Source organism: Amycolatopsis sp. NBC_01480, from assembly GCF_036227205.1.
Taxonomy (GTDB): Bacteria; Actinomycetota; Actinomycetes; order Mycobacteriales; family Pseudonocardiaceae; genus Amycolatopsis.
In genome coordinates this window covers 5,445,079-5,470,337 of sequence record NZ_CP109442.1, presented here as the reverse complement: position 1 = coordinate 5,470,337, position 25,259 = coordinate 5,445,079, and the positions used below count along the sequence as shown (strand labels likewise).

24 protein-coding genes are annotated in these 25,259 nt (G+C 71.1%); 13 read left to right on the top strand and 11 right to left on the bottom strand.

The features are described from left to right. Positions 1-100: 100 nt before the first annotated feature. The 3 genes from OG371_RS26150 to OG371_RS26140 are packed head-to-tail and all read right to left on the bottom strand — an operon-like array spanning position 101 to position 4,149. Positions 101-2,416: a [protein-PII] uridylyltransferase gene (locus OG371_RS26150; protein WP_329057807.1), complete on the bottom strand. Its 2,316-nt coding sequence runs from the start codon at positions 2,414-2,416 to the stop codon at positions 101-103. Between the two features lie 12 nt (positions 2,417-2,428). After that, positions 2,429-2,767 carry a P-II family nitrogen regulator gene (locus OG371_RS26145; RefSeq protein WP_329057806.1) on the bottom strand — a complete coding sequence of 113 codons (339 nt, stop codon included), beginning with the start codon at positions 2,765-2,767 and terminating at the stop codon, positions 2,429-2,431. Beyond that, complete coding sequence (locus OG371_RS26140; protein WP_329057804.1) at positions 2,764-4,149, bottom strand: ammonium transporter; 1,386 nt, start codon at positions 4,147-4,149, stop codon at positions 2,764-2,766. The genes OG371_RS26145 and OG371_RS26140 overlap by 4 nt, the downstream gene beginning before the upstream one ends. Positions 4,150-4,322: 173 nt before the next feature. On the opposite strand from OG371_RS26140, the gene OG371_RS26135 reads away from it, so the two are divergent. The 5 genes from OG371_RS26135 (at position 4,323) to OG371_RS26115 (ending at position 7,950) form a co-directional block, all read left to right on the top strand. Then, positions 4,323-5,177 (top strand): putative RNA methyltransferase, encoded by an 855-nt coding sequence (locus tag OG371_RS26135; RefSeq protein ID WP_329057802.1) that lies wholly within the window; start codon positions 4,323-4,325, stop codon positions 5,175-5,177. Then, positions 5,174-5,761 (top strand): (2Fe-2S)-binding protein, encoded by a 588-nt coding sequence (locus OG371_RS26130; RefSeq protein ID WP_329057801.1) that lies wholly within the window; start codon positions 5,174-5,176, stop codon positions 5,759-5,761. The genes OG371_RS26135 and OG371_RS26130 overlap by 4 nt, the downstream gene beginning before the upstream one ends. 74 nt (positions 5,762-5,835) lie before the next feature. After that, complete coding sequence (locus OG371_RS26125) at positions 5,836-7,122, top strand: O-acetylhomoserine aminocarboxypropyltransferase/cysteine synthase family protein (RefSeq protein WP_329057799.1); 1,287 nt, start codon at positions 5,836-5,838, stop codon at positions 7,120-7,122. Next, the gene (locus OG371_RS26120; RefSeq protein WP_329057798.1) at positions 7,119-7,592 is read left to right on the top strand and encodes a CoA-binding protein; all 474 of its coding nucleotides are present in this window, start codon (positions 7,119-7,121) and stop codon (positions 7,590-7,592) included. Before OG371_RS26125 ends, OG371_RS26120 begins: the two co-directional genes overlap by 4 nt. Before the next feature lie 181 nt (positions 7,593-7,773). After that, the gene (locus OG371_RS26115; protein ID WP_329057797.1) at positions 7,774-7,950 is read left to right on the top strand and encodes a hypothetical protein; all 177 of its coding nucleotides are present in this window, start codon (positions 7,774-7,776) and stop codon (positions 7,948-7,950) included. Between the two features lie 108 nt (positions 7,951-8,058). On the opposite strand, the gene alc is transcribed toward OG371_RS26115, so the two are convergent. Together alc and allB are read right to left on the bottom strand one after the other, a co-directional pair. Continuing rightward, positions 8,059-9,081: an allantoicase gene (alc, locus tag OG371_RS26110; protein WP_329057796.1), complete on the bottom strand. Its 1,023-nt coding sequence runs from the start codon at positions 9,079-9,081 to the stop codon at positions 8,059-8,061. Position 9,082: 1 nt separating this feature from the next. After that, entirely contained in the window at positions 9,083-10,414 is a 1,332-nt protein-coding gene (gene allB / locus OG371_RS26105) for an allantoinase AllB (protein WP_329057794.1), read from the bottom strand. Between the two features lie 134 nt (positions 10,415-10,548). Between allB and OG371_RS26100 the strand changes: the two genes are divergently transcribed. From OG371_RS26100 to OG371_RS26070, 7 genes are all read left to right on the top strand, one after another. Further along, complete coding sequence (locus OG371_RS26100) at positions 10,549-11,025, top strand: helix-turn-helix domain-containing protein (protein ID WP_329057793.1); 477 nt, start codon at positions 10,549-10,551, stop codon at positions 11,023-11,025. An 87-nt stretch (positions 11,026-11,112) separates the two neighbouring features. Continuing rightward, complete coding sequence (gene uraD, locus OG371_RS26095) at positions 11,113-11,598, top strand: 2-oxo-4-hydroxy-4-carboxy-5-ureidoimidazoline decarboxylase (RefSeq protein ID WP_329057792.1); 486 nt, start codon at positions 11,113-11,115, stop codon at positions 11,596-11,598. Then, positions 11,595-11,912, top strand: coding sequence for a hydroxyisourate hydrolase (gene uraH, locus OG371_RS26090; RefSeq protein WP_329057791.1), 318 nt, complete (start codon positions 11,595-11,597; stop codon positions 11,910-11,912). Before uraD ends, uraH begins: the two co-directional genes overlap by 4 nt. A gap of 12 nt (positions 11,913-11,924) precedes the next feature. Beyond that, positions 11,925-12,815 (top strand): factor-independent urate hydroxylase, encoded by an 891-nt coding sequence (gene pucL, locus OG371_RS26085; RefSeq protein ID WP_329057790.1) that lies wholly within the window; start codon positions 11,925-11,927, stop codon positions 12,813-12,815. A 27-nt stretch (positions 12,816-12,842) separates the two neighbouring features. Then, positions 12,843-14,189 carry a nucleobase:cation symporter-2 family protein gene (locus OG371_RS26080; RefSeq protein ID WP_329057789.1) on the top strand — a complete coding sequence of 449 codons (1,347 nt, stop codon included), beginning with the start codon at positions 12,843-12,845 and terminating at the stop codon, positions 14,187-14,189. Next, the gene (locus OG371_RS26075) at positions 14,186-14,764 is read left to right on the top strand and encodes a TetR/AcrR family transcriptional regulator (protein ID WP_442875984.1); all 579 of its coding nucleotides are present in this window, start codon (positions 14,186-14,188) and stop codon (positions 14,762-14,764) included. The genes OG371_RS26080 and OG371_RS26075 overlap by 4 nt, the downstream gene beginning before the upstream one ends. A gap of 68 nt (positions 14,765-14,832) precedes the next feature. Continuing rightward, the gene (locus tag OG371_RS26070) at positions 14,833-15,030 is read left to right on the top strand and encodes a DUF1761 domain-containing protein (RefSeq protein WP_329057787.1); all 198 of its coding nucleotides are present in this window, start codon (positions 14,833-14,835) and stop codon (positions 15,028-15,030) included. Here OG371_RS26070 and OG371_RS26065 read toward each other — a convergent pair whose 3' ends face one another. Genes OG371_RS26065 through OG371_RS26045 form a run of 5 tightly spaced genes read right to left on the bottom strand, consistent with a single transcriptional unit; the run spans position 15,031 to position 21,666 of the window. After that, complete coding sequence (locus OG371_RS26065) at positions 15,031-16,680, bottom strand: NAD-dependent malic enzyme (protein WP_329057785.1); 1,650 nt, start codon at positions 16,678-16,680, stop codon at positions 15,031-15,033. Between the two features lie 39 nt (positions 16,681-16,719). Then, positions 16,720-18,984, bottom strand: a complete 2,265-nt coding sequence (pucD, locus tag OG371_RS26060; RefSeq protein WP_329057783.1) for a xanthine dehydrogenase subunit D — start codon at positions 18,982-18,984, stop codon at positions 16,720-16,722. After that, complete coding sequence (locus OG371_RS26055; RefSeq protein WP_329057782.1) at positions 18,981-20,321, bottom strand: 8-oxoguanine deaminase; 1,341 nt, start codon at positions 20,319-20,321, stop codon at positions 18,981-18,983. Before OG371_RS26055 ends, pucD begins: the two co-directional genes overlap by 4 nt. Further along, on the bottom strand, positions 20,318-20,806 hold the full coding sequence (locus OG371_RS26050) for a (2Fe-2S)-binding protein (RefSeq protein ID WP_329057781.1): 489 nt from the start codon (positions 20,804-20,806) through the stop codon (positions 20,318-20,320). Before OG371_RS26050 ends, OG371_RS26055 begins: the two co-directional genes overlap by 4 nt. Further along, entirely contained in the window at positions 20,797-21,666 is an 870-nt protein-coding gene (locus tag OG371_RS26045; RefSeq protein ID WP_329057780.1) for an FAD binding domain-containing protein, read from the bottom strand. The genes OG371_RS26050 and OG371_RS26045 overlap by 10 nt, the downstream gene beginning before the upstream one ends. A 125-nt stretch (positions 21,667-21,791) precedes the next feature. On the opposite strand from OG371_RS26045, the gene OG371_RS26040 reads away from it, so the two are divergent. Continuing rightward, positions 21,792-23,186 (top strand): helix-turn-helix domain-containing protein, encoded by a 1,395-nt coding sequence (locus OG371_RS26040; protein WP_329057778.1) that lies wholly within the window; start codon positions 21,792-21,794, stop codon positions 23,184-23,186. Positions 23,187-23,229: 43 nt separating this feature from the next. On the opposite strand, the gene htpG is transcribed toward OG371_RS26040, so the two are convergent. Continuing rightward, a complete protein-coding gene (htpG, locus tag OG371_RS26035; protein ID WP_329057777.1) occupies positions 23,230-25,125 on the bottom strand; it encodes a molecular chaperone HtpG in 1,896 nt (631 codons plus the stop codon). Between the last annotated feature and the right edge of the window lie 134 nt (positions 25,126-25,259).

Sequence of the window (25,259 nt, the reverse complement as noted above, 5' to 3'; positions counted from 1 at the left end):
CGCTCCGGACCCGCGCCATACTGCCACCGGCACCGGCCGTCGCTGCCACGACACCCCGAACGTGTGACGGCGGCTCTCACAACGGCCGCCGTCACACCGCTCAAGAAGAGGCGCCGAGCACTGCTTCCTCGACCTTGGCCCGCCAGGCGGCGTCGACGTGGCCCGAGCGCGGGGTCACGGCGAAGGAGTCGACCACGGCGCCGCCGAGGGTGGCCACCTTGGCCCAGCGGACTTCGGCCTCGCAGCGGCGGAAAGCGCCCGCCACGCGGAAAAGCAGGCCGATGCGGTCCGCCGCGCGCAGTTCGAGGACCACGGTGTCCGAGCCGCTCGTCTCGTCGTCGAACCACAGCACCTTCGGTGACACCGCCGGGGCCGAACCCGACGAGTAGTCGCGCTCCTTCGCCGCCAGGCGTTGGGTCAACGGCAGCGTGCCCGCCACCGCGCGCGCGAACTGCTCGCGCAGCAACGCCGGGTCCGGCAGCGAGCCGAACTTCGGCGACGCCGTGAAGACGCCCGCGCGGCCGCCGTCGTGTCCGCGCAGGATCGCCGAGTGCACCTCGAGCGAGTTCAGCGCCAGCACGCCCGCCGCGGGGGCCAGCAGCTCCGCCCGCGCCGGCACGGCCAGCACCACCGTGACGACCTTGCCGTGCGCGCTGATCCGGACCTCGCCGGTGCCCGAGCGCACGGCCGCGGCCACCAGCTCACGCTGTTCGGCGTCCATCGGCTCGGGTGCCGAGAAACCCTTGCCGTGTAAGACTTCCTCGCAGCCGGAGACCAGTTCGGCGAGCAGCCGGGCCTTCCAGTCCGTCCACACGCCGGGGCCGGTGGCCAGCGAGTCCGCCTGGGTCAGCGCGTGCAGCAGGTCCAGCAGCACAACGCTGTTGTCCAGCGTCTTCACCACGCGCGAAACCGTCGCCGGGTCGCCGATGTCTCGTCGGGTCGCGGTGTGCGGCAGCAGCAGGTGGTGCCGCACCATCGCCGAAACCGTCGCCACGTCCGTGTCCGGGAGGCCGAGCCGCTTCGCGACCTGGGCGGAGATCTTGGCGCCCAGCTCCGAGTGGTCCGCGTCGCGGCCCTTGCCGATGTCGTGCAGCAGCGCGCCGATCAGCAGCAGGTCCGGGCGCGCCACCGTGGTGGTCAGCTTCGACGCCTCGACGCAGGCCTGCACCAGGTGCCGGTCCACCGTCCACTGGTGCACCGGCGAGCGCGGCGGCAGGTCGCGCACCGCGCCCCATTCCGGGAACAGGCGTGCCCAGAGCCCGGTCCGGTCCAGCGCCTCGACGGCGTCGACCAGTCCCTCCCCCGCGCCCAGCAGTTCCACGAGCGCGTTCAGCGCGTCCGGCGGCCACGGCGCGCGCAGCTCGGGCGCCGATTCCGCCAGCGCGCGCAGAGTGCCGTGCGCGATCGGGTTCCCGGTCCGCGCCGAGGCGGCCGCGACCCGGAGCAGCAACGCCGGGTCCTTGGCCGGCACGGCGTCCCGCGCGAGCGAGACCTCCGCGCCGTGCAGCACCACGCCCTCGGCCAGCGGCGTGCGCGAGGGACGCCGTCCGAACCGGGTCTTCGGTGGCTCCACAGTGGACCGCAGCGCCACGTCGACCGCGTACGCGATCGTCCGGCCGGCCCCGGAAAGCTTGCGCGCCAACGTGAACCGGTCGCCGAAGCCGAGCTCGGCCGCGACCAGCTGGGCCTCCGGGGCGCTGAGGATGTCCCGCTCCCGCCGCAGTTCGCGCCGCAGCTCGGTGCGGACGTCGAGCAGCAGTCCCTTGGCCTCCAGCAGCTCCTCGCCCGGGCGGGCCGTCAGCTGCGCGGCAGCAAGCGCTTCCAGCACGGCGAAGTCACGCAGCCCGCCCCGCCCGTGTTTCAGGTCGGGCTCGGCCGATTGCGCGATCTCACCGCTGCGCCGCCACCGCCCGCGAACGGACTCGGCCAGCTCGTCGAGCCGCTTGCGAGCCGTGCGCCGCCACTGGTCGCGCGCCGCGGACGCCAGCCGCTCGGCCAGCTCGGCGTCACCGGCGAGGTGCCGGGCGTCGATCAGGCCGAGCGCCGTGCGCAGATCCTCCGAAGCCACTTTCAGCGCTTCGCCGGGAGTCCGCACCGAATGATCCAGACCGACCCTCGCGTCCCACAGCGGGTACCACAGCGCGTCGGCTATCTCGCCGACGCGCGAGTTCCCGTTGTGCACGAGCACCAGGTCGAGATCGGAGAACGGCACCAGCTCCCGCCGCCCGAGACCGCCTACGGCGACCAGCGCGACACCCGGTTCCGCGGTGTCCACGCCGGCCGCCGAGGCCCCCTTCCCGAGCCAGAATTCGTAGAGGTCGACCAGGGCCGCCCGCAGTGCGGACGCCCCCAGCCGGCCGTGCCTGCCCTCGAGCAACCGCTCGGTGGCCTGGGCCAGCTCACCCCCGTGCGACATGTGTCCTCGCGCCTATAGCGCGTCCGTGCCGCGCTCGCCGGTCCGTACCCGGATCACGGTCTCGACCGGCGTCACCCACACCTTGCCATCACCGATCTTGCCGGTGTGCGCGGCGGTGGTGATCGCGTCGAGGACCTTCTCCACGCCCGCGTCGTCGGTCACGACCTCGACCTTGATCTTGGCCACGAAGTCCACCGAGTACTCCGCGCCGCGGTAGACCTCGGTGTGGCCTTTCTGCCGGCCGTAGCCCTGCACCTCGGTGACCGTCATGCCGAGCACGCCCAGCTGCTCCAGCGACGAGCGGACGTCGTCGAGCGTGAACGGCTTGACGATCGCAGTGATCAGCTTCATGCCTTCGTCTCCTCGAGTTTCGTGGCCGCGTTGCCCGTGGCGGTCTTCGCCGGGATGCCCGAGCCGGCGCCGAAGCCGCCGCCCATCCCGCTGAAGTCGTAGGCGCTTTCCGCGTGCTGCGCCTCGTCGATGCCACTGACCTCGTCCTCCGTGCTGACCCGGAAGCCGCCGGCCTTCTTGATGATGAAGCCGATGATCAGGGTAAGGATGAACGAGTACGCGAGCACCGCCAGCGCGGCGATGGCCTGGCGGCCCAGCTGGGTGAACCCGCCGCCGTAGAACAGGCCGTCGGCTCCGGCGGAGTTGACGCTGGTGGTGGCGAAGAAGCCGATCAGGAGCGTGCCGACCAGGCCGCCGACCAGGTGAACGCCCACCACGTCCAGCGAGTCGTCGAAGCCGAAGCGGAACTTGAGCGAAACCGCCAGCGCGCACAGCAGGCCGGCGATCAGGCCGATCGCGATGGCCCCGAGCGGGCTCACGAAACCACACGCCGGGGTGATGGCCACCAGACCCGCGACAGCGCCCGAGGCGGCGCCCAGCGTGGTCGGCTTGCCGAACTTGAGCTGCTCCACCACGAGCCAGCCGAGCACGGCGGCGGCGGTGGCGACGGTGGTGTTGGTGAACGCGACCGCGGCGAGGTCGTTCGCGGCCAGCGCGGAGCCGGCGTTGAAGCCGTACCAGCCGAACCACAGCAGGCTGGCGCCGAGCAGCACGAACGGCACGTTGTGCGGGCGCCCGGTGTCCTTCGGCCAGCCCTTGCGCTTGCCGAGCACGATCGCCAGTGCGAGTCCCGCGGCGCCGGCGTTGATGTGGACCGCGGTGCCGCCGGCGAAGTCGAGGGCCTTGAGCTTGTTGGCGATCCAGCCGCCGGCCGCGTTCGGGCCCATGAAGCCGTCGAACGAGAACACCCAGTGCGCGACCGGGAAGTACACGACGACAACCCAGATCACCACGAACAGGGTCCAGCCCCAGAACTTCGCGCGGTCGGCGATCGCGCCGGAGATCAGCGCGGGGGTGATGATCGCGAACATCAGCTGGAACATGGCGAACGCCAGCACCGGCAGCGCGTCCGGGCCCGGCCATGGGACCGCGGGCGGGCCGCTACTGGCGAGCCCGGCCAGCTTGCCGACGGCGCCGGTCAGTCCCGCGAAGTCGAAGTTGCCGACCAGACCGCCGAAGGCGTCGTTGCCGAACGACATCGAGAAGCCGCAGAGGACCCACAACACCCCCACGACGGCCAGCGCGATGAAGTTCATCATCAGCATGTTCAAGACGCTCTTCGCGCGGACCATCCCGCCGTAGAAGAACGCCAGTCCCGGTGTCATGAGCATGACCAGCGCGGCGCCGGCCAATACCCATGCGGTGTCTCCTGCGTTCAGCACATCGTCCTCCCGTGCCCTGGGTTACTGCCCGGGAAGTTTTGGACTCCGGTGTTTCACGAGGCGGCAGCTGAGGTTTCGCGTGCGTGAACTGTCGGGTCGGACTTGTTACGGGCAGGTTTCCGGTCGCCTGGGCTGAAGTGTCCGGTTACGAAACGTCGTGGTCGAATAGGCCCATGACCTCCGACCGGCCCGGAAATGACCCACTGCCACCCCGGGTCGTGCGCGCCCTGCGGTGTTCGGTGTGCGGCCGCCCGGTCGGGCTAACGGATCGCACGCTGCGTTGCGAATCGGGCCACTCTTTTGATCTAGCCAGACAGGGTTACGTGAACCTGTTGCACGCGCGCATCCCGGCCGGCACCGCCGACACGGCGCCGATGGTCGAGGCCCGCGCCGCGTTCCTTTCTTCGGGCGCGTACGCACCCCTCGAAAACGAGCTTTCGCGAGTGGTTTCGGGGACCGCCGGACTCATTGTCGACGCGGGCGCCGGGCCCGGCCATTACCTCTCGCGAGTGCTCGATGCGGCGCCCGAAGCCGCCGGGCTCGCGCTGGACGTCTCGGCCATCGCCCTGCGCCGGGCCGCGCGGGCGCACCCGCGGCTCGGCGCGGCGGTGTGGAACCTGTGGGAGCCGTGGCCGGTGGGCGACGGCGTCGCGTCGGTGGTGCTCGACGTTTTCTCCCCGCGCAACGCCGCCGAGTTCCACCGGGTGCTCGAGCCAGGCGGGCGGCTCGTGGTGGCCGCGCCGCTGCCCGGGCACCTGGCCGAGCTGGGCGACCTGGTGCTGTCGGTGGACGAGCGGAAGGAAGAGCGCCTGGAAACGGCGCTCGGGGACCACTTCGCGCGGGTCAGCCGGGCCGACGTGGTGCACACGGCGCCGTTCACCGCCCAGCAGGTGCACGACGTCGTGGCCATGGGCCCCGCCGGCTTCCACCTCGACCGCGACGACCGCCGTTCCCGCCTGCTGGCCGCCGAAGGCCGCGACGTGACGCTCGCCGTCGGCGTGAGTGTGTGGCGTAGGAAGGACGCGTGACTCCCGCTTCGCTGCTGGCTGACGCTTCGTGGGTGCGCGCCCGCGTCGACGGCGCAGCGAAGCTGTACGGCCCCGCGCCGGCCAACGTGCTCGGCACGATCTGGTGGTACTCGCTGTCGTCGGTACTGGTGGCGCCGACGCTGGAGTCTCTCGCCGCGGACGTGCTCGACCCGTCGCTCGACGCCGTGGAGCTGGACCTGACGCCGGACGGCCGGTTCCTCGGCGCCCGCTCACTCCGGCCGCTTCGAGGCCCGCTCGGCCCGGCGTTCGCCGCTTCGCTCGGCACAGCCATCACGACGATCGCCTCGGTCACCTCCGCGAATCCCCGGGCGCTGGGCGCCATCGCGACGGACTCGATCGCGAACCGGCTTCTGTGGGCTTCGGCGCCGGAACGCGCGGAGGAGATCGTGGCGTCCATCGGGCTGGGCTTGCCGCGTCCTCGCTACGTGACTGTCGGACGGACGCTCGCCGTGAAGCGCGTGTCGTGCTGCCTGATCTACGAAGCGGGCAACCCGAAGTGCGTCAGCTGCCCGCGTCAGAAGCCCGAAGAACGCGAAGCGCGGCTTCGTGCGGCACTGGGCTAGGGGGATCGAATCGGTCCTGGTCACCCTGCGGGAAGGATGGCCCCGCCGCGGCGACGTGGGTAGCGTGGCCGGCGATGAGTGAACGCACCTGGGGCTTCCGCACCCGTGCCCTGCACGCGGGCGGCACGCCCGACCCCGCGACCGGCGCCCGCGCCGTGCCGATCTACCAGACGACCAGCTTCGTGTTCGAGGACGCGGCCGACGCCGCCAACCTGTTCGCGCTGCAGAAGTACGGGAACGTCTACAGCCGCATCGGGAATCCGACCGTGGCGGCGTTCGAGGAGCGGATCGCCAGTCTCGAGGGCGCGATCGGCGGCGTCGCGACGGCCAGCGGGCAGGCCGCGGAGTTCCTGACGTTCACCGCGCTCGCCGAGGCGGGCGACCACATCGTTTCGGCGAGCGGGCTGTACGGCGGCACCGTCACGCAACTGACCGGCACGCTCGCGCGCTTCGGCGTCGAGACGACCTTCGTGCGCGGCGGCATCGAGGACTACGCCGCAGCCGTCACGGACCGGACCCGGCTGATCTACACCGAGGTGATCGGCAACCCGAGCGGCGAGATCGCCGACCTCGCGGCGCTGGCGGACCTCGCGCACTCGCACGACATCCCGCTGGTGGTCGACGCGACGCTGGCCACGCCGTACCTCTGCCGCCCGATCGAGCACGGCGCGGACATCGTGCTGCACTCCGCGACGAAGTTCCTCGGCGGACACGGCACCACGCTCGGCGGCGTGGTCGTCGAAGCGGGCACTTTCAATTGGGGCAACGGCAAATTCCCGCGGATGACCGAGACCGTCGACTCGTACGGCGGCCTCAAGTACTGGGAGAACTTCGGCGAGTACGCCTTCTGTACGCGGCTTCGCGCGGAGCAGCTGCGAGACATCGGCGCCGTACTGTCGCCGCACTCCGCGTTCCTGCTGCTTCAGGGCGTGGAGACGCTGCCGCAACGGATGGACGCGCACGTGGCGAACGCGCGCGCCGTCGCCGAGTACCTGAAGGCCGACCCGCGGGTGGCGTGGGTCGGGTACGCCGGGCTGCCGGACCACCCGCAGCACGAGCTGGCCGCGAAGTACCTGCCCGCGGGCCCGGGCGCGGTGTTCTCCTTCGGCGTGAACGGCGGCCGCGCGGCGGGCGAGAAGTTCGTCGAGTCGGTCGAGCTGCTGTCGCACCTGGCGAACGTCGGGGACGCGCGCACGCTGGTCATCCACCCCGCGTCCACCACGCACGCACAGCTGTCCGACGACCAGCTCGCGGCGGCCGGCGTCGGCCCGGACCTGATCCGGCTTTCGGTCGGGCTGGAGGACGTCGAGGACATCCTCTGGGATCTGGACCAGGCGCTCGACAAGGCGGTGGCGTCATGACGTACGAGGTCGGTGCCGTTGAACGGCGGCGTCTGCTGGGCCGCACGCGCTCGGTGACGGTGGTGGGCGCATCCGCGAACCCTGCGCGCCCGAGCTACTTCGTGGCCACGTACCTGCTGTCGTCGACGCGGTACGAGGTCAACTTCGTCAACCCGCGCCTCGACACGCTGCTGGGGCGCCCGGTGTACCCGTCGCTGAAGGACGTGCCGGGCGTCGACCTGGTCAGTGTCTTCCGCAAACACGACGACCTGCCGTCGGTGGCCGACGAGGCGATCGACGCCGGCGCCCGCACCCTGTGGCTCCAGCTGGGTCTCTGGCACGAGCCGGTCGCCGACACCGCCCGCGCGGCCGGTCTGGACGTCGTGATGAACCGCTGCGTGAAGATCGAGCACGCCCGCTTCGCCGGCGGCCTGCACCTCGCGGGCTTCAACACGGGCGTGATCAGCTCACGGCGGCAGTCGGCCCCGTAACGCGGCCCCGGGCCCGATGCGCCCGAAACTGGCGTTCGGTGCGTGGAATCAGGGCTGGGCGCGGAGCGCCTCCATTGAGGGCGGTGGCGGGGCAGGGTGGAGCGACCAACTCCACATTGGGTGCGTCCAGCGCAACCAACGCCACATTGGGCGCTGGTCCGGGCCGTGAGAGGCTGGCCGTATGGCTAAACCCTCCGGGCTGCAGATCAGGAACATCATCGCCGCCGTGCTGATGGCGGCGGCGTTCGTGTGGAACCTGGTGATCGGCGGGCCGTGGTGGGTCACCTCGATCGTCGGGGTGGCCTGCCTGCTGTCTTCGTTCTCGGCTTACCTGAACCGGCCCAGCGCGCGGCCGTGAGCCGCGCCTGCGGCAGCTGCCGCAGGTAGCGGATGACGCTTTCCCCGCAGTGAGTGCAGCGAAAGCGTCATCCGCTGCACTCACTGCGGCGGCGGCCGCGATCGGCGATCAGCCCGAGGTTTCCTGGAAGCGCGTGGTCACCGCTTCCCGGCCGCGTTTGGTCAGCTCGCCGAACAGCCGCAGGCGCGCCAGCCCGCCGTCCGGGTAGATGTCGAGGCGGACCTCCGTGACCTGCGGACCGTCGTCCGGCAGCGCGAAGCGGTGGCGGGTGTCCGGCTGCAGGCGGGTGCGGGGCAGCAGCGGCACCCACTCCCCCTCGTCCAAGCGGCCGCTCACGGACGCCCAGCCCGGCGCGTTGCCCTTGAGGTTGCTGTTGTCCAGCTCGACGAAGCGGACGATCCCGGCGCCGGCCAGCCGGACCGTGGCCCAGTCGTTTCCGTCGTCGCGGCGGCGGGCGGTCTCCCAGCCCTCCGCCTGGTGAGCGGCCAAACCGGGCGAGAGCATGTTGTTCGGCGACGAATAGAACATGTTGCTGCAGCCGGTCACGATCGCGCCGTTCTCCAGCGCCGCCAGGTCCAGCGAACGCGGGTCCAGCAACGCCGGGTCCGGCACCGGCGAACCGTGCACGCGCAGCCGCGCGACGCCGCCGTCCGGGTGCTGCGTCAGGCGGACGTGGGTGTACCGCCTGGGCGAGGACACCTTGTAGAAGTTCTCCGTGTGCCCCAGCGCGGGCGCCCGGTCGACGAGCGCCTCCCAGTCCGCCCCGGCCAGCTCGGCCGCGCTCGGGTAACCCGGCACCGCCGTGGCCTCCACCGAGACGAACGGCGGGTAGTTGCCCTTGAAGAACGCCGTGTCCACCACGACGCCGGACACCACCCCGCCCAGGCCGAGCCGCAGCACCGCCTGGTCGTCACCGGGCTCGCGGTGCCGCCGGGTCTCCCAGCCGTCGTAGACCTGCCCCTTCGGGCCGAAGGTCTCGGCGCGGTGCTCGGGCTTCCACGGGTTGACGAGGTTCTCCTTCTCGGCGAACAGCTCGTCACTCGCCCACATCACCGTGCCGCCGAACCGGCGCGAGGCCAGGTCCGGCTGGGCGGTCCACTCAGGACGGTCGTCCGACACGTTCTCCTCCATTTCAGCAGTTCCCCCTCGTCAGCAGTGCGCCACGCGGTTCGTCACCGGTCACCCGCGAACCACGCAGCCAGGTGCTCCGCACGACCCCGGCGAGCGGCCGCTGGTCGTACGCGCTCACCGGGTTGCGGTGCTTGAGCTTCGCGACGTCCACGACAAACGCCTCGTCCGGCGCGAACACGCAGAAGTCCGCGTCGTAGCCGACGGCGAGGTGGCCCTTGCGGGTCATCCCCACCTGCGCCGCGGGCCGCTCCGCCATCCAGCGGACGACGTCGGCGAGCGAGAAGCCCCGCTGGCGCGCCTGCGTCCAGATCGCCGGCAAACCCAGCTGCAGGCTGGAAATCCCGCCCCAGGCGAGGCCGAAGTCACCGGTGTCGAAGCGTTTCAGCTCCGGCGTGCACGGCGAGTGGTCGCTGACGATGGTGTCGATCACCCCGTCGGCGAGGCCCTGCCAGAGCAGTTCGCGGTTGGCCGCCTCGCGGATCGGCGGGCAGCACTTGAACTGCGTGGCGCCGTCGCGGATCTCCTCCGCGGTGAAGCTCAGGTAATGCGGGCAGGTCTCGACCGAAAGCGGCAAGCCCTCCGCCCGCGCGGACGCGATCAGCGGCAATGCGTCCGAAGAGGACAGATGCAGCACGTGCGCGCGGGCGCCGGTCTTGCGCGCCGCCTCGATCACGTGCGTGATGGCCAGGTTCTCCGCGCCGCGCGGCCGGGAGCCGAGGAAGTCGCGGTACTTCTCGCCGTGCGGATCGGGCGCCGACTCGATCGCGTGCGAGTCCTCGGCGTGCACGATCATCAGCGCGTCGAACGTGGCCAGCTCGCGCAGTGCTCCTTCCAGCCCGGCGGCGTCGAGCGGCGGGAACTCGTCGACGCCGGAGTGCAGCAGGAAGCACTTGAAGCCGAACACCCCCGCGTCGTACAGCTCGCGCAGGTCGCCGGTGTTGCCGGGGATCGCGCCGCCCCAGAAGCCGACGTCGACGTGCACGCGCCCGCCGGCCGCCTTGCGCTTGACCTCCAGCGCGGCCACGTCGACCGTCGGCGGCAGGCTGTTGAGCGGCATGTCCACGATCGTGGTGACCCCGCCGGCGGCGGCCGCGCGGGTTGCCGTCTCGAAGCCCTCCCACTCGGCGCGGCCGGGGTCGTTCACGTGCACGTGGGTGTCCACGAGGCCGGGCAGCAGGACTTCGTCCGCGTCCAGCTCGAGGACTGTGTCGCCGGACAGGTCCACCAATCCCGGCTCCACGGCGACGATCCGGCCTGCGTCGACGCCGATCGTCGCGGGGCCTTCGGTTCCCTGCCCCGTCACCGCCCGTGCGGCGCGCACCACGAGGTCCATCTGCGGGCACACTCCTCACGCCCACCGGAATCCGGCAGGCAATTTCACGCTACGGAAAGTCTGTTTCGCCAACCGAGATTAACCACGGTGTTCGTCCCTCGTCAACGTCACGCCGTCCACGTTACGGTCAGCGCGTGGAGCTAGAAGCGGAGTTCACCAGCGAACCTTTCCAGGGCGAGGGCGCCCCGCCGGAGCACGCCCTACGCGCCCGGGACGCGGCCAGGGAAGCCGGTCTGGACACCGATTTCGGCCCCCTCGGCACCCTCGCCCGCGGTGACGCCGACCGGCTCGTCCAGGCCCTCCCGTCAATCGCGAAGGCGGCGCTGGAGGGCGGGGCAACCCGGGTGACGCTGCAGCTGCGCCGCACGGACGAGAACGAGCCGCCGCCTCCGGTCGAACTGAACAGCGCCCTGTCCCGCCTGATCGCCGACGTGGAGCGTGAGCTTGGGGCCAAACTCGGCGATCTGGGGCGGCCGGACAAGCAACGCGCGGTGCGGTTGCTGCGTGAGCGGGGGGCGTTCAGCCTGCGGAAGTCGGTGTCTGCGGTCGCCGAGGCGCTGGGGGTCACTCGGTTCACGGTTTACAACTATCTGAACCGTGAAGCCGACTGACCAGCACGTTCAACAAAATGTTGACGACCAGCCACCCGCACCGTACGGTCGGCTGACTACCTGCTCCCCCGCCGTGAGGAGATCCCGTTGCCACTCGCACTCGCCGAGTTCAACACTGCCGAAGCCGCCGAGGTCCGTCCGGCGCTGACGGCCTGCCTGGCTGTGCCGCGGTGGGTCGACGCCGTGCTCGGGGGGCGGCCGTACGCGCGGTTCGACGCGTTGCTCGAGGCCGCCGCCGGCGCCACGCCGTTGCGGCGGGACGAGGTTCGTGACGCGATTGCCGCTCATCCGCGGATCGGTGAGAAGCCCAAGGGCACCGGGGAAGACGCCGGCTGGTCGCGGGGCGAACAGTCCGGTGTGGACAATGCCGGCGAGTTCGCCGCGGCGAACGCCGAGTACGAGAAGCGGTTCGGTCACGTCTTCCTGGTCTGCGCCGCCGGACGCAGCGGTGCGGAGCTGCTCGCGAACCTGCGCTCGCGGCTGGGCAACGACCCCGAGACCGAACTGGACGTCGCGGGCGCCGAGCTGGCCAAGATCGCCCAGCTGCGCCTGCAGAAAGCGGTGACCGCATGAGCCTCGTGACCACGCACGTCCTCGACACCGCCGCCGGCAAGCCCGCCGCGGGCATCCCGGTGCGGTTCGAGCACGGCGACGGGAAACCGATCGCCGACGGCGTGACCGACGAAGACGGCCGCATCCGCGACCTCGGCCCGGAAACCCTGGCCCCCGGCGTCTACCGGCTGATCTTCGACACCGGCGCGTACCTCGGGCCGGACGCGTTCTTCCCCGACGTCACCCTCGCCTTCCGGATCACCGACGGCAGCGCGCACCACCACGTGCCGGTGCTGCTGAGCCCGTTCGCCTACTCGACCTACCGTGGCAGCTGAAGGGAACCTGGCATGGGAATCTCCTTGGGCCCCAACCAATACGGCAAGGCCGAGGTCCGGCTGGTCACCGTGCGCCGCGAAGGCGCCGTGCACCACCTGCGCGACCTCACCGTCTCCACCGCCCTGCGCGGCGAGCTCGAAGCGACGCACCTGACCGGCGACAACAGCGTCGTGCTGGCCACCGACACGCAGAAGAACACCGTGTACGCGTTCGCCAAGCAGCAGGACGTCGGCGAGATCGAGGACTTCGCACTGCGGCTGGGCCGTCGGTTCGTGGACACCCAGGAGAAGATCACCACCGCGCGCATCACCATCGCCGAGCACGGCTGGGAGCGCATCCCGGTCGGCGGCGCGCCGCACGACCACGCGTTCAGCCGCTCCGGCGGCGAAAGCCGCACCACCACCGTGACGGTGCAGGGCGGCCGCGCCTGGGTGGTGTCCGGTGTGGACGGTCTGACCGTGCTGAAGTCCACCGGCTCGGAGTTCCACGGATTTCCCCGCGAGGAGTACACCACGCTGGCGGAGACCGACGACCGGATCCTCGCCACCGCCGTCACCGCGCGGTGGCGTTATCAGGGCAGTACCGACATCGATTGGGCCAAGAGCCACCAGGAGATCCGGCGGACGCTGCTGGAGGCGTTCGCCACGAAACACAGCCTTTCGTTGCAGCAGACCCTGTACACGATGGGCGAAGCCGTGCTGCTCGCGCGGACCGACGTCGCCGAGGTCCGGCTTTCCCTGCCGAACAAACACCATTTCCTCGTCGACCTGAGCCCGTTCGGCCTCGAGAACCACAACGAGGTGTTCTACGCCGCCGACCGACCGTACGGCCTCATCGAAGGCACCGTGGTCCGCGACGAAGCCGAAGAGCCCGGCCCGGCCTGGACCGAAGCCGTGCTCTAACCCCCCCCGTCCCCACCGGGAGAGCGCATGTCCGAAAGCCCGGATCATCCCTCGCCACACCCCGTCGACGCGCGGCCGCCGTTGCCGCAACTCGTGCTCGGCGGCATTCAGCACGTCGCGGCCATGTACGCCGGCGTCGTGGCCCCACCGCTCGTGATCGGCGCTGCTGTCGGCCTCAGCCCCGGCCAGCTGAGCCTGCTGATCAGCGCCTCCCTGTTCACCGCGGGGCTGGCCACCCTGCTCCAAACCCTCGGTCTCTGGCGCTTCGGCGCGCGGCTGCCGCTGGTCAACGGCGTCACGTTCGCCTCCGTCGCGCCGATCCTCGCGATCGCCGAGCAGCACAAGTCCGGCGGCGCGCTGGGCGTGGTCTACGGCGCGACGCTGGTCGGCGGTCTCTTCGTGGTGCTGGCGGCGCCGTTCTTCTCGAAGCTGACGCGGTTCTTCCCACCCGTGGTGACCGGCACGGTGATCACGCTGATCGGCGTCTCGCTGCTGCCCGTGGCCGTGCAGTGGATCTCGGCGCAACGGCCGGCGGCGCGCCCGTCCGGGCTGCTGCTGGCCGGCGTCACCTTGCTCGCGGTGCTGGTCTTCACCCGTTTCCTGTCCGGCTTCTGGAGCCGGATCGCGCTACTGCTCGGGCTGGTCGCGGGCACGCTCGTGGCGTGGCCGCTGGGCGAAGTCGACGCCTCGACGCTGAAGCAGGCGCCGGTGTTCGGCATCGTGACGCCGTTCCACTTCGGGGCGCCGGTGTTCGACGTGGCGGCGATCGTCTCGATGGCCATCGTGATGCTCGTGGTGATGGCCGAGAGCACCGCGGACCTGCTGGCGCTCGGCGAGATCGTCGGGCGGCCGACCACCAGCCGGACGCTCGCCGACGGACTCCGCGCGGACGGGCTGGCCACCGCGGTCAGCACGATCTTCGGTGGCTTCGCGTGCACGGCGTTCGCACAGAACATCGGGCTGGTTTCGTTGACGCGCATGGTGAGCCGGTACGTCGTCGCGGCCAGCGGCGTGGTGCTGGTGGTGCTCGGCGTGCTGCCGGTGACCGGCGGGGTCATCGCGCTGGTGCCGCAGCCGGTGCTCGGCGGGGCGGGGCTGGTGCTGTTCGGCAGCGTCGCGGTGAGCGGGGTGCGCACGCTGGCGAAGGCGTCGTTCGAGCACCCGGCCAACGTCGCGATCGTCGCCGCTTCGCTGGGCATCGGCCTGATCCCGATCGCGCTGCCGGACTTCTACTCGGGCTTCCCGGCCGCGCTCCAGGTGGTGCTCAACTCGGGCATCAGCGCGGGCTGCCTCACCGCCGTGGTGCTCAACCTGGCCTTCGGCGAGCGCTTGATAGAACGCTCTAGCGCGAAAGAGCTATCCTCGGTTTCGTGACAGGGACGAAGGACCGCATCATGGCCGCCGGGGCCGAACTGTTCCGGCAGGGCGGCTACGCCGGCACCGGCGTGAAGCAGATCGTCGAAGCGGCGGGCGCGCCGTTCGGCTCGTTGTACCACTTCTTCCCCGGCGGGAAGGAGCAGCTCGGCGAAGAGGTCGTGCGCAGCTCGGGCATGCAGTACATCGCGCTGTTCGACCTCTTCGTCAAGCCGGAAGCGGGCCTGGTCGAATGCATCGAGGCGTTTTTCGCCGCCGGCGTCACCTCGCTCCTGGAGACGGACTACGTCGAGGGCTGCCCGATCGCGACCGTCGCGCTGGAAGTGGCCACCACCAACGAAACCCTCCGCCAGGCCACGGCCGACGTCTTCACCGCGTGGATCGACGCGGGCACCGAGCGGCTCGAGAAGTTCGGCCTGCCGCCCGAATCCGCGCGCACGCTGACGATCACCCTGATCACCAGCCTGGAGGGCGCCTTCGTGCTGGCCCGCTCGATGCGCTCGCCCGAGCCGATGGCCGTCGCGGGCACCGCCGTCGTCGACGTCGCCCGGAGGCTGCTGGCAGAGCTGGGTTGACCGAGCGGAGGGGAGTGACGTGGAGCTGAGCATCAGCTGGCCGGCGGGTCTGGCGGAAGCTGACCGGAGTGACCAAAGAGGACTCCGCGCGGGGCGGCAAGGGCCTGTTGGGGGCCGGGCTCGCGGCGTGGGCCGGCTTCTCGCTGTCGACCTTGGCGCAGCACAACGGTTTCGAGCAGAAGCCCGGCCGGCTCACCGTGCTCAACAGCGCGTATCAGCTCGTGCTGTTCCTGGGCATGGCGATCCCGATCGGGTTGCTGCAGTAGTCAGCGGTATTCCGGCTTCCACCGCGCGTCACGGATCAGCTGGGCCAGCTCGTCGTCCGACCGCTTAGGCGCAACACCGTCCTTCACCGCCTGCACGGCAACAGCCGTCGCGATGCGCGTGGCGATTTCCGGAACGTCCTCCCACGCCGGGAGCAGCGGCTCGTCCGGATCAGCCAGGGCCGGGGAAGCCTCGCCGAGGGTTTTGGCCGCGACGCGCATCATTTCGTCCGTGACGCGGGTGGCCTGCGCGGCCGTGACGGCCAGACCTATCGCCGGGAAGATGTAGACGTTGTTGCACTGCGCGACGCGGCGCTTCTTCCCGTTGCGCTCCACCGGGGCGAACGGCGAGCCGGTGGCGACGAGCGCGCGGCCGTCGGTCCACTCGTCCAGCTCGTGCGGGTGCGCCTCGGCCCGGCTGGTGGGGTTGGACAGCGGGAAGATGATCGGCCGGTCGGTCTTGGCCGCCAGCTCGCGGACGATCTCCTCGGTGAACGCGCCCGCCGCCGTCGACAGGCCGAGCAGCACGCCGACGTCGACCTGGTGCACGACGTCCGCCAGCTGCACGCCGTCCCAGTCCTTCACCCGGTCGGCGGGCTGGGCGAAGCGGCGCTGGCCGTCGGACAGGTCGGTGCGGTCGTCGGTGAGCAGGCCGTTGATGTCGACCACCCAGATCCGCGAAGCCGCTTCGGCGTCGGACAGGCCCTGGGACACCATCTCCTGGCGGATCATCTCCAGCACGCCGATGCCGGCCGAGCCGGCGCCGAGCATCACCACCTGCTGCTCCGACAGCGGCCGCCCGGCGGTCTGGGCCGCGCCGTGCAGCGCGCCGAGCGCGACGGCGGCGGTGCCCTGGATGTCGTCGTTGAAGGTGAGCAGCCGGTCGCGGTAACGCTCGAGGATCGGCAACGCGTGGGTGGTCGCGAAGTCCTCCCACTGCAGCAGCACGTCCGGCAGCTCCTCGCGCACGGCGGCGACGAACTCCTCGATGAACGCGTAGTACTCGTCGTCACCGATGCGCCGGTGCCGCCAGCCGAGGTACTGCGGGTCCTCGCGCCGTTCGACGTTGTCCGTGCCGACGTCCAGCACGGTCGGCAGCGTGCGCGCCGGGTCGATGCCGCCGATCAGCGTGTACAGCGAGAGCTTGCCGATCGGGATGCCCATGCCGCCGATGCCCTGGTCGCCGAGGCCGAGGATGCGCTGCCCGTCGGTGACCACGATGACGTCGACCTCCTGGTCCGGCCGGTTGCGCAGCACCTCGCGCAGCTCGGCGCGGTCCGGGTAGGCGACGAACAGGCCCCGCGGGCGCCGGTAGATCTCGCTGAACCGCTGGCACGCCTCGCCGACCGTGGGCGTGTACACGATCGGCATCATCTCTTCGATGTGCTCGCTGAGCAGCCGGTAGAACAGCGTTTCGTTGCGGTCCTGCAGGGCGCGCAGGTAGATGTGCTTGTCGAGGTCGTCGCGGCGGGTGGAGAACTCGTGGTAGGTGTGCTCGACCTGCTCGTCGATGGTCTTCTCGGCGATCGGCAGCAGGCCGAGCAGGCCCAGCTCGCGCCGCTCCTGGCGGGTGAAGGCCGTCCCCTTCGTCGTCAACGCGTCGAACAGCCTCGCTCGTCCCTTGTGCGCCATGGCTTTCCCCGTCTGCTCCACACCGGACACTCTGTGCTCGGAGCCAACCACAGAACCCCGTTACGTGCCGGTGATGTGCTCCGGCCGCACCGGCACGCGCTCCAGGGCCAGCCCGGTCGCGGCGCGGATGGCGGCGGCGATGGCCGGGGTGGACGAGATGGTCGGGGGCTCGCCGACGCCGCGCAGCCCGTACGGGGCGTTCGGGTCCGGGCGCTCCAGCACGTCGATGGCCATCGGCGGCATGTCGAGCACGGTCGGGATCAGGTAGTCGGTGAACGAGGGGTTGCGCACCTGGCCGTCGACGACCTGGATCTCCTCCATCACCGCCAGCCCGAGGCCCTGCGCGGAACCGCCCTGGATCTGGCCCACCACGGCCTGCGGGTTCAGCGCCCTGCCGACGTCCTGCGCGCAGTCCAGCGCGACCACCTTCACCAGGCCCAGCTCGACGTCCACGTCCACCACCGCCCGGTGCGCCGCGAAGCCGTACTGCACGTGCGCGTCACCCTGGCCGGTCTCCGGGTCCAGCGGCTGCGTCGGCCGGTGGCGCCACTCGACCGTCTCGTCGAACGACGCCGAATCCAGCAATGCAGCCAGATCTCCGACGACCGAACCCGCGACGTCCACCAGCTTGCCGCCCACGACACGCGTACGCGCGGGCAAAGCCTGGCTCTCCAGCAGCCGGGCGCGCACCGCGGCGCAAGCCGCCTGCACGGCGCCACCGGTCACGTAGCTCTGGCGTGACGCCGAGGTCGAGCCGCCGTTGCCGATCGAGGTGTCCATCGGCAGCACGGTGACCTGTTCGACGCCCAGCTCCGTGCGCACGATCTGCTGCATGATCGTCACCAGCCCCTGGCCGACCTCACACGCCGCGGTGTGCACGGTGGCCGCGGGCTCGCCGCCGACGAGTTGCAGCCGGACGCGCGCGGTCGAGTAGTCGTCGAAGCCCTCGGAGAAGCAGACGTTCTTGATCCCCACCGCGTAGCCGATCCCGCGCACCACGCCCTCACCGTGGGTGGTGTTCGAGACGCCGCCGGGCATGTGGCGCAGGTCGAAGTCCCGTTCCGACGGCAGTGGCCGCGCGCGCAGCAGTTCCAGCAGCTCCGCGACGGGCGCTGCCGAGTCCACCACCTGGCCGGTGGGCATCACCGAGCCCTCGCTCATCGCGTTGCGGATGCGCAGGTCCACCGGGTCCAGTCCACACGCGACGGCCAGCTTGTCCATCTGCGACTCGTACGCGAACGCCGCCTGCACCGCGCCGAAGCCCCGCATCGCGCCGCACGGCGGGTTGTTCGTGTAGGTGCCCCAGCAATCGACGGACACGTTGTCCACTGTGTACGGTCCGACCCCGAGCGTCGCGGCATTCGCCACCACCGCGCCGGTCGAAGACGCGTACGCGCCGCCGTCGAGGAAGAGCCGCGCGCGGACGTACACCAGACGACCGTCGGAAGTGGCGCCGTGCTCGTAGTACATCTTCGCGGGGTGACGGTGCACGTGGCCGTAGAACGACTCCTCGCGGTTGTAGACCATCTTCACCGGCTTGTCGGTGTGCAGCGCGAGCAGGCACGCGTGCACCTGCATCGACAGATCCTCGCGCCCGCCGAACGCCCCGCCGACGCCGCCGAGCGTCAGCCGCACCTTCTCCGTCGTCAGCCCGAGCGCGGCGACGATCTGCTGCTGGTCCACGTGCAGCCATTGCGTCGCGACGTACAGGTCCACGCCGCCCTCGGTGTCCGGCACCGCGAGCCCGGACTCCGGGCCGAGGAACGCCTGGTCCTGCATGCCGACCTCGTACACCCCGGACACCACGACGTCGGCCGAAGCTTCCGGAGCGCCACGCCGGATCCGCACGTGCCGCACGACGTTGCCGCCTGGGTGCAGCGAAGCGCCGACGCCGTCGACAGCCGCTTCGGAGTCCGTCACCGGCTCCAGCACTTCGTAGCTCACCTTGATGCGCTTCATCGCCCGGCGCGCCGTCTCCGGGTGGTCCGCGGCGACGAGCGCGACCGGCTCGCCCTGGTACCGGACGACGTCGCCCGCCAGCACCGGCTGATCGGCGTGCTCCAGGCCGTAGCGGTTGAGGCCGGGCACGTCCTCGTGCGTGAGCACCGCGTAAACCCCAGGCACCGCAAGGGCTTCCCCGATCTCGAGGCCGGTGATCCGGGCGTACGGGTGGGGGCTGCGCAACGTGGTGCCCCACAGCATGTCCTCGTGCCACAGGTCCGAGGAGTAGGCGAACTCGCCCCGCACCTTCACCGTGCCGTCCGGGCGCTGGGCGTTCGCGCCGACGCCGTTCGAGGTGCCGGTGAGCGGCAGCGTGGTGGTCATCGGTCCTCCCGCAGCCGCGCGCTCGCGCCCGCCAGATCACGCGCGATCGCGGACTCGTCCTCCTGGCGCAGCGTGCCGTTCTCCACCACGGCCTCGCCGCCGACGAACAGCCGGGCCAGCGGCGGCGTCGCGCCCAGCACCAGCGCCGCGACCGGGTCGGTGATCCCCGCGTAGTTCAGCCCCGACAGGTCCCACACGGCCAGGTCGGCGAGCTTGCCCACCTCCAGCGAGCCGACGTCCGCCTCATGGCCGAGGCACCGCGCGCCGCCCATTGTGCCCAGCCACAACGCTTCCCGCGTGGTCAGCGCCTTCGGGCCGCCGCGCTGGCGAGCCTGCAACAGCGACTGGTGGAGCTCCTCGCCGAGGCCGCCGGACTCGCTGGACGCCGCCCCGTCGACGCCGAGGCCGACCGGCGCGCCCGCGTCGAGCAGGTCGCGCACCGGGGCGATGCCGGTGCCGAGCCGGCCGTTGGACGTCGGGCAGTGCGCTGAGCCCGTGCCCGTCGCGCCGAAGCGGCGGATCGCGTCGGCGGAGAGGTGGACGGTGTGCGCGAGCCAGACGTCGCCGGCCAGCCAGCCGAGCTTGTCCGCGTACTCGGCCGGGGTGCAGCCGACCTCGGCGAGGCACTGCCGCTCCTCGTCGAGCGTCTCGGCCAGGTGCGTGTGCAGCCGGACGCCCTTGCGCCGGGCCAGCTCGGCCGCGCCGGACATCAGCCGCTCGGTGACGGAGAACGGCGAGCACGGGCCGACGGCGATGCGCAGGTGCGACCCGGGCGAGGAATCGTGGAACCGGTCGATCGCGGCCTCGGTGCCGAGCAGCGCGTCCTCGGTCGTCTCGACCAGGTTGTCCGGCGGCAGCCCGCCGTCGGACTCGCCGCGGTCCATCGAGCCGCGCACCAGGTGCAGCCGGACGCCGATCCGCTGCCGGGCGGCGACCAGCGCCTCGACCTGGTCACCGCCGTCGTGCGGGAAGACGTAGTGGTGATCGGCGACGGTGGTGCAGCCGGTCAGCGCGAGCCGCGCCATCCCGGCCGTGCCCGCGGCGTGCGTGATGTCCGCGTCCAGCCGGCCCCACACCGGGTACAGCGCGACGAGCCATTCGAACAGCGTGTGGTCGGCCGCCATCCCGCGGGTCGCCCACTGGTAGAGGTGATGGTGGGTGTTGACCAGGCCCGGCGTGACCAGGCAGCCGGACGCGTCCACCTCCTGGTCGAATTCGCCGGAGTAGCGCCCTTCTCCCACGGCGGCGATACGGTCGTTGTCGATCAGCACATGACCGCTCGCGTACTCCGGGCCGCTGACGGTGGCGATCGCGGCGTTCGACACCAGCGTCTTCACGCGGCACCACCTTTGACGGCAGTGTCCTTGATCGAAGCCGCCGAGCGGACGGCGTCCAGGATCTTCTCGTATCCCGTGCAGCGGCAGAGGTTCCCGGCCAGCGCCTCGCGGATCTCCTCGTCGCTGGGCTTCGCGACGCGGTTCAGCAGATCGTGTACCGCGACGACCAGTCCCGGGGTGCAGAAGCCGCACTGCACGGCGCCGGCGTCCACAAAGGACTGCTGCACCGGGTCGAGCCGGTCGCCGTCGGCCAGGCCTTCGACGGTACGCACCGCGCGGCCCTCCACCTGGCCCGCGGCGACCAGGCACGAGCACACCGGCACGTCGTCCAGGTACACCGTGCAGGAGCCGCATTCGCCTTGCTCACAAGCGTTCTTCGAGCCGGGCAGGCCCAGCCGCTCTCGCAGCACGTACAGCAGGCTCTCGCCCTCCCAGACGTCGTCGGCCTGCCGGCCCTCGCCGTTCACGGTCACGTTCACGCGCATTCGCGGCCACTCCCCCGGTGTTCGTCCCAGGCCCAGGTCAGCGTCCGCCGGGCGAGGACGGACAGGGCGTGCTTGCGGTATTCCGCGCTCCCGCGGACGTCGTCGATCGGCGCCGCGGCCTGCGCGACCAGCTCGCCGAACCGGCGTTTGAGCGAATCGGCCAGCGGCTCCGGCGAGCCCCACGGCAGCTCGGCGGCCAGGAAGCCCTCGGCCTCGCGGGCCCGCCGCGGCGTGGGCGCGGCCGAGCCGACGGCGGCACCGACCTCGGTCTTCTCCGGCCGCAGCGACAAGGCGAACGAGCAGACGGCGATCACCATCGCGTTGCGCGTGCCGACCTTCGCGAACTGCTGCGGCCCGGCCGAAGCGGGCAGGTGGACGGCGGTGATCAGCTCGTCGGGCTCCAGCGCGTTGCGCTTCACGCCGAGGTAGAACTCGTCGGCCGGGACGAAGCGCGTGCCCCGGACCGAAGCGACCTCCACCCGGCCGCCGAGCGCGAGCAGCACCGGGTGCGTGTCGCCGGCGGGCGAGGCGGCGCCGAGGTTGCCGCCCACCGTGCCGCGGTTGCGGATCTGCGGCGAGCCGACCGTGCGCGACGCCATGGCCAGCGCGGGCAGCGACTCCCCCAGCTCGGCGATCACGCGGGCGTACGGCACGCTCGCGCCGAGCCGGACCTCACCCTCGGTTGCCGACCACTGCGCCAGCTCGCCGACCTGGTTCAGGTCGAGCAGCGCGGCCGGGCGGCGGTGGTCGAAGTTCAGCTCCACCATCACGTCGGTGCCGCCGGCGATGGGCACCGCGTCGGGGCGCTCGGCCTTGACGGCCAGCGCCTCGGCGAGGCTTTCGGGACGCAGGAAGTCCACGCGCGGGCTCCTCTTTCTCGGCTGGACAGCTCAGTACACGCCGAAACCCACCGGGCGGCAACGGTGCCTCGCCATGAACTCCCGAGCGGCGGAACACCACCCGTTTGTGCTTTCCTACAAGCCTGATGACCACCGTCAAAACGCTGCTGGCCCTGCCCGGGCTGCGGCCGCACCCGAGCACCCCGGACGCGCTGCTCGACCGGCCCGTGACCCGGATCTACGTGACCGAGCTGCCCGACCCCGGCCGCTACCTGTCGGCGGGCGAGCTGGTGCTGTCCGGGCTGCTCTGGTGGCGCGCGCCGGGCGACGCGGAGCCGTTCGTGGCCGCGCTGGCCGCCGCCGGGGCCCCCGCGCTGGCCGCCTCGGGCGCCGACTCGGACGGCATCCCGGACGACGTCGTCGAGGCCTGCGCCCGGCACCGGGTCGCGCTGCTGGAAGTGCCGCCCGACCTGTCGTTCGCCGTGGTCACCGAGCAGGTGGTGCTGGCGCTGGCGGCGGCCGCGGACGGGGCGCGCAAACGTTTGCTGACTGCGGCCGCGGAGGACGCGCCGCTGCCGGTGCTGCTGGAACGCGCGGCCGTCGAGCTGGGCGCGGCCTGCTGGGTGCTCTCGGCCGTACCCCGGGTGGTCGCGGGGACGGCGGCGCTGCCCGGCTCGCCCGCCGAGCCGGTCCGCCGGTTCGCCGCCGCGCACGGCCGCCCGACCGCCGCCGCCGGGCTGACCGTGCTGCCGGTCGAAGGCCGTAACGCCGTGCCGTGGCTGCTCGCCGTCGACGGGCCGTTGAGCGCTTCACAGACCGAGCTGGCCGAAGAGCTGGCCGGGTTGGTCGGCCTGGCGCGCGGCCGTGCCCGCCTTCCCGCGGAACTGCCGGAGACCGGAATCGTGCGGGCCGTCGCCCTGCGGACCGACGGCAGCGCGGAAGCCGCCGACGTCCTCGCGGAACTGCTGGCGGACACCACGTTCACCCTCACCGGCTCAACCCCCGGTGAGGCCCACGCCCTCGTCGCCGAAGACGGGTCCTGGCCGGAGGACTGGGCCCACGAGACCACCGCCGCTCTGTCCACAGTGGAACCACTGCTGACGGCGCGGCGGCTGCTGGCCGGGTTCAGCGACCCCGGTCCGGCGACGGAAGCCAAGGGGGCGCTGGAAGTCGCGCGTCACGCGCTTTCCGTGGCGGCCAACCGCGAGGGCCCCGTGGCCGTGGTCCCGGCCGCCGACGTCGGCGTGCACCAACTGCTGCTGGCCGCCGTCTCCGGCGACCTGCGGGCGGCGCTACGGCGACGGCTGCTCGGCCCGCTGCTGGACTACGACGCCGAACAGCACTCCGACCTCGTGCACACCGTGCGGGTGTTCCTGGAGTGCTCGGGCTCGCCGACCAAGGCGGCGAAGGCGTTGCACATCCACGTGAACACCCTGCGGTACCGGATCGGGCGGGCGGCCGAGTTGCTGGGTGTGGACTTGAGCGATTTCGTCGCGCAGGTGGACGTGTATTTGGCGCTGGTCGCAGAGAAAAGCTCGTGAGTGTTTATGACGGTTAGAACCGTCATAAACACTCACGAGCTTTTTACAGCGCCTTCGCCGCCCGGTCGGCGACCAGCTTCAGGAACCGCCCCGGGTCGGCCAGCTCGCCGCCCTCGGCGAGTAGCGCCATGCCGTACAGCAGCTCCGCGGTCTCGCCCAGCGACGCGTCGTCCGGGTTCGCCACGCGGGCCTCGCGCAGGCCGGTGACCAGCGGGTGCTCCGGGTTCAGCTCCAGGATCCGCTTGATCTGCGGCATTTCCTGGCCCATCGCGCGGTACATCTTCTCGAGCGTCGGCGTGAGGTCGTTCGTGTCGCCGACGATGCACGAGGGCGAGGTGGTCAGCCGCGACGAGAGCCGGACCTCCTTGACGGTGTCCTCGAGCGTGGTCGTCATCCAGGACAGCAGGTCGGTGTACTCGGTCTGCTGCTCCTGCGACGCCGGGTCCAGCTCCACCTCGCCCTTGGCCACGGACTGCAGCGGCTTGCCGTCGAAGCCCGGCACCGAGTCGACCCACATCTCGTCGACCGGGTCGGTCAGGATCAGCACCTCGTAACCCTTGGCGCGGAACGCTTCCAGGTGCGGCGAGTTCTCGATCGTCGTGCGCGACTCGCCGGTGATGTAGTAGATGTGCTCCTGGCCGTCCTTCATCCGCGCCACGTAGTCGCGCAGCGAGGTCGGCTTCTCGGCGTCCTCGGTGGAGGCGAACGAGGAGATCTCCAGGATCGACTCGCGGTTCTCCGGGTCGTCGAGCAGGCCCTCCTTGACCGCGCGGCCGAACTCGCGCCAGAACGTCGCGTACTTCTCGGCGTCCTCGGTCATCATCGTCTTGACCGTGGACAGCACCTTCTTCTCCAGCCGCCGCCGGATCATCCGGATCTGCCGGTCCTGCTGCAGGATCTCGCGCGAGACGTTCAGCGAAAGGTCCTGCGCGTCGACAACACCCTTCACGAAGCGCAGGTAGTTCGGCATCAGCGCTTCGCAGTCGTCCATGATGAACACGCGCTTGACGTACAGCTGCACGCCGCGCTTGCTGTCGCGCATGAACAGGTCCACCGGCGCCTGCGCCGGGATGAACAGCAGCGCCTGGTACTCGAACGTGCCCTCCGCCTGCATCCGGACGGTCTCGAGCGGGTTGTTCCAGTCGTGGCTGATGTGCTTGTAGAACTCGTGGTACTCGTCCTCGGAGACCTCCGAAGACGGCCGCGCCCACAGCGCCTTGCGCGAGTTGACCGTCTCCAGCTCGGGCGCCTCGGCAGTGTCTTCGGCGCTGTCGGGCTCCAGCGGGTTCTGCTTCACCATCCGGACCGGCCAGGTGATGAAGTCCGAGTACCGCTTGACGATCTCGCGGACCTTCCACGGCGACGTGTAGTCGAAGAGGTGGTCCTCGTCGTCGGCCGGCTTCAGGTGCAGCGTGACGGCGGTGCCCTGCGGCGCGTCCTCGACCGGTTCGATCGTGTAGGTGCCCTCGCCCTCGGACTCCCAGCGGACGCCCTCGTCCGTGCCCGCGCGGCGGCTCACCAGGGTGACCTTGTCCGCGACCATGAAGCTCGAGTAGAAGCCGACGCCGAACTGGCCGATCAGGTCCTGCGAGCCGGCCGCGTCCTGCGACTCCTTCAGCTTGCGCAGGAACTCGGCGGTGCCGGACTTCGCGATGGTGCCGATCAGGCCGACCACGTCGTCGCGGCTCATGCCGATCCCGTTGTCGCGCACGGTGAGCGTGCGGGCCTCGGCGTCGATCGCGATCTCGATGTGCAGGTCATCGGTGTCCGCCTGCAGATCCTTGTCCCGGTACGACTCCAGGCGCAGCTTGTCCAGCGCGTCCGAAGCGTTCGAGACGAGCTCCCTCAGGAAGATGTCCTTGTTCGAGTAGATCGAATGGATCATCAACTGCAGCAGCTGGCGTGCCTCGGACTGGAATTCCCGTGTTTCGACCGACATGTCTTCCTTCCCACCCTGCGCAAAGACCGCCGGAATTCTACCCAAGCGGCTTCGGGCCCGGTGCGTCCAGGCCAGGCAGCGGGTGCTGGTGGCGGCGAGCGGGTCGCCGACGGCCGTCCGGCGGAAAGCAATGC

Bases quoted from the DNA above. Each gene is read 5' to 3' on its own strand.
- OG371_RS26145 (WP_329057806.1), bottom strand. From the start codon at position 2,767: ATGAAGCTGATCACTGCGATCGTCAAGCCGTTCACGCTCGACGACGTC.
- OG371_RS26050 (WP_329057781.1), bottom strand. From the start codon at position 20,806: ATGCGCGTGAACGTGACCGTGAACGGCGAGGGCCGGCAGGCCGACGAC.
- OG371_RS26150 (WP_329057807.1), bottom strand. From the start codon at position 2,416: ATGTCGCACGGGGGTGAGCTGGCCCAGGCCACCGAGCGGTTGCTCGAG.
- OG371_RS26080 (WP_329057789.1), top strand. From the start codon at position 12,843: ATGTCCGAAAGCCCGGATCATCCCTCGCCACACCCCGTCGACGCGCGG.
- alc (WP_329057796.1), bottom strand. From the start codon at position 9,081: ATGGAGGAGAACGTGTCGGACGACCGTCCTGAGTGGACCGCCCAGCCG.
- OG371_RS26125 (WP_329057799.1), top strand. From the start codon at position 5,836: ATGAGTGAACGCACCTGGGGCTTCCGCACCCGTGCCCTGCACGCGGGC.
- pucD (WP_329057783.1), bottom strand. From the start codon at position 18,984: ATGACCACCACGCTGCCGCTCACCGGCACCTCGAACGGCGTCGGCGCG.
- OG371_RS26135 (WP_329057802.1), top strand. From the start codon at position 4,323: ATGACCTCCGACCGGCCCGGAAATGACCCACTGCCACCCCGGGTCGTG.
- OG371_RS26120 (WP_329057798.1), top strand. From the start codon at position 7,119: ATGACGTACGAGGTCGGTGCCGTTGAACGGCGGCGTCTGCTGGGCCGC.
- htpG (WP_329057777.1), bottom strand. From the start codon at position 25,125: ATGTCGGTCGAAACACGGGAATTCCAGTCCGAGGCACGCCAGCTGCTG.
- pucL (WP_329057790.1), top strand. From the start codon at position 11,925: ATGGGAATCTCCTTGGGCCCCAACCAATACGGCAAGGCCGAGGTCCGG.
- allB (WP_329057794.1), bottom strand. From the start codon at position 10,414: ATGGACCTCGTGGTGCGCGCCGCACGGGCGGTGACGGGGCAGGGAACC.
- OG371_RS26040 (WP_329057778.1), top strand. From the start codon at position 21,792: ATGACCACCGTCAAAACGCTGCTGGCCCTGCCCGGGCTGCGGCCGCAC.
- OG371_RS26115 (WP_329057797.1), top strand. From the start codon at position 7,774: ATGGCTAAACCCTCCGGGCTGCAGATCAGGAACATCATCGCCGCCGTG.
- uraH (WP_329057791.1), top strand. From the start codon at position 11,595: ATGAGCCTCGTGACCACGCACGTCCTCGACACCGCCGCCGGCAAGCCC.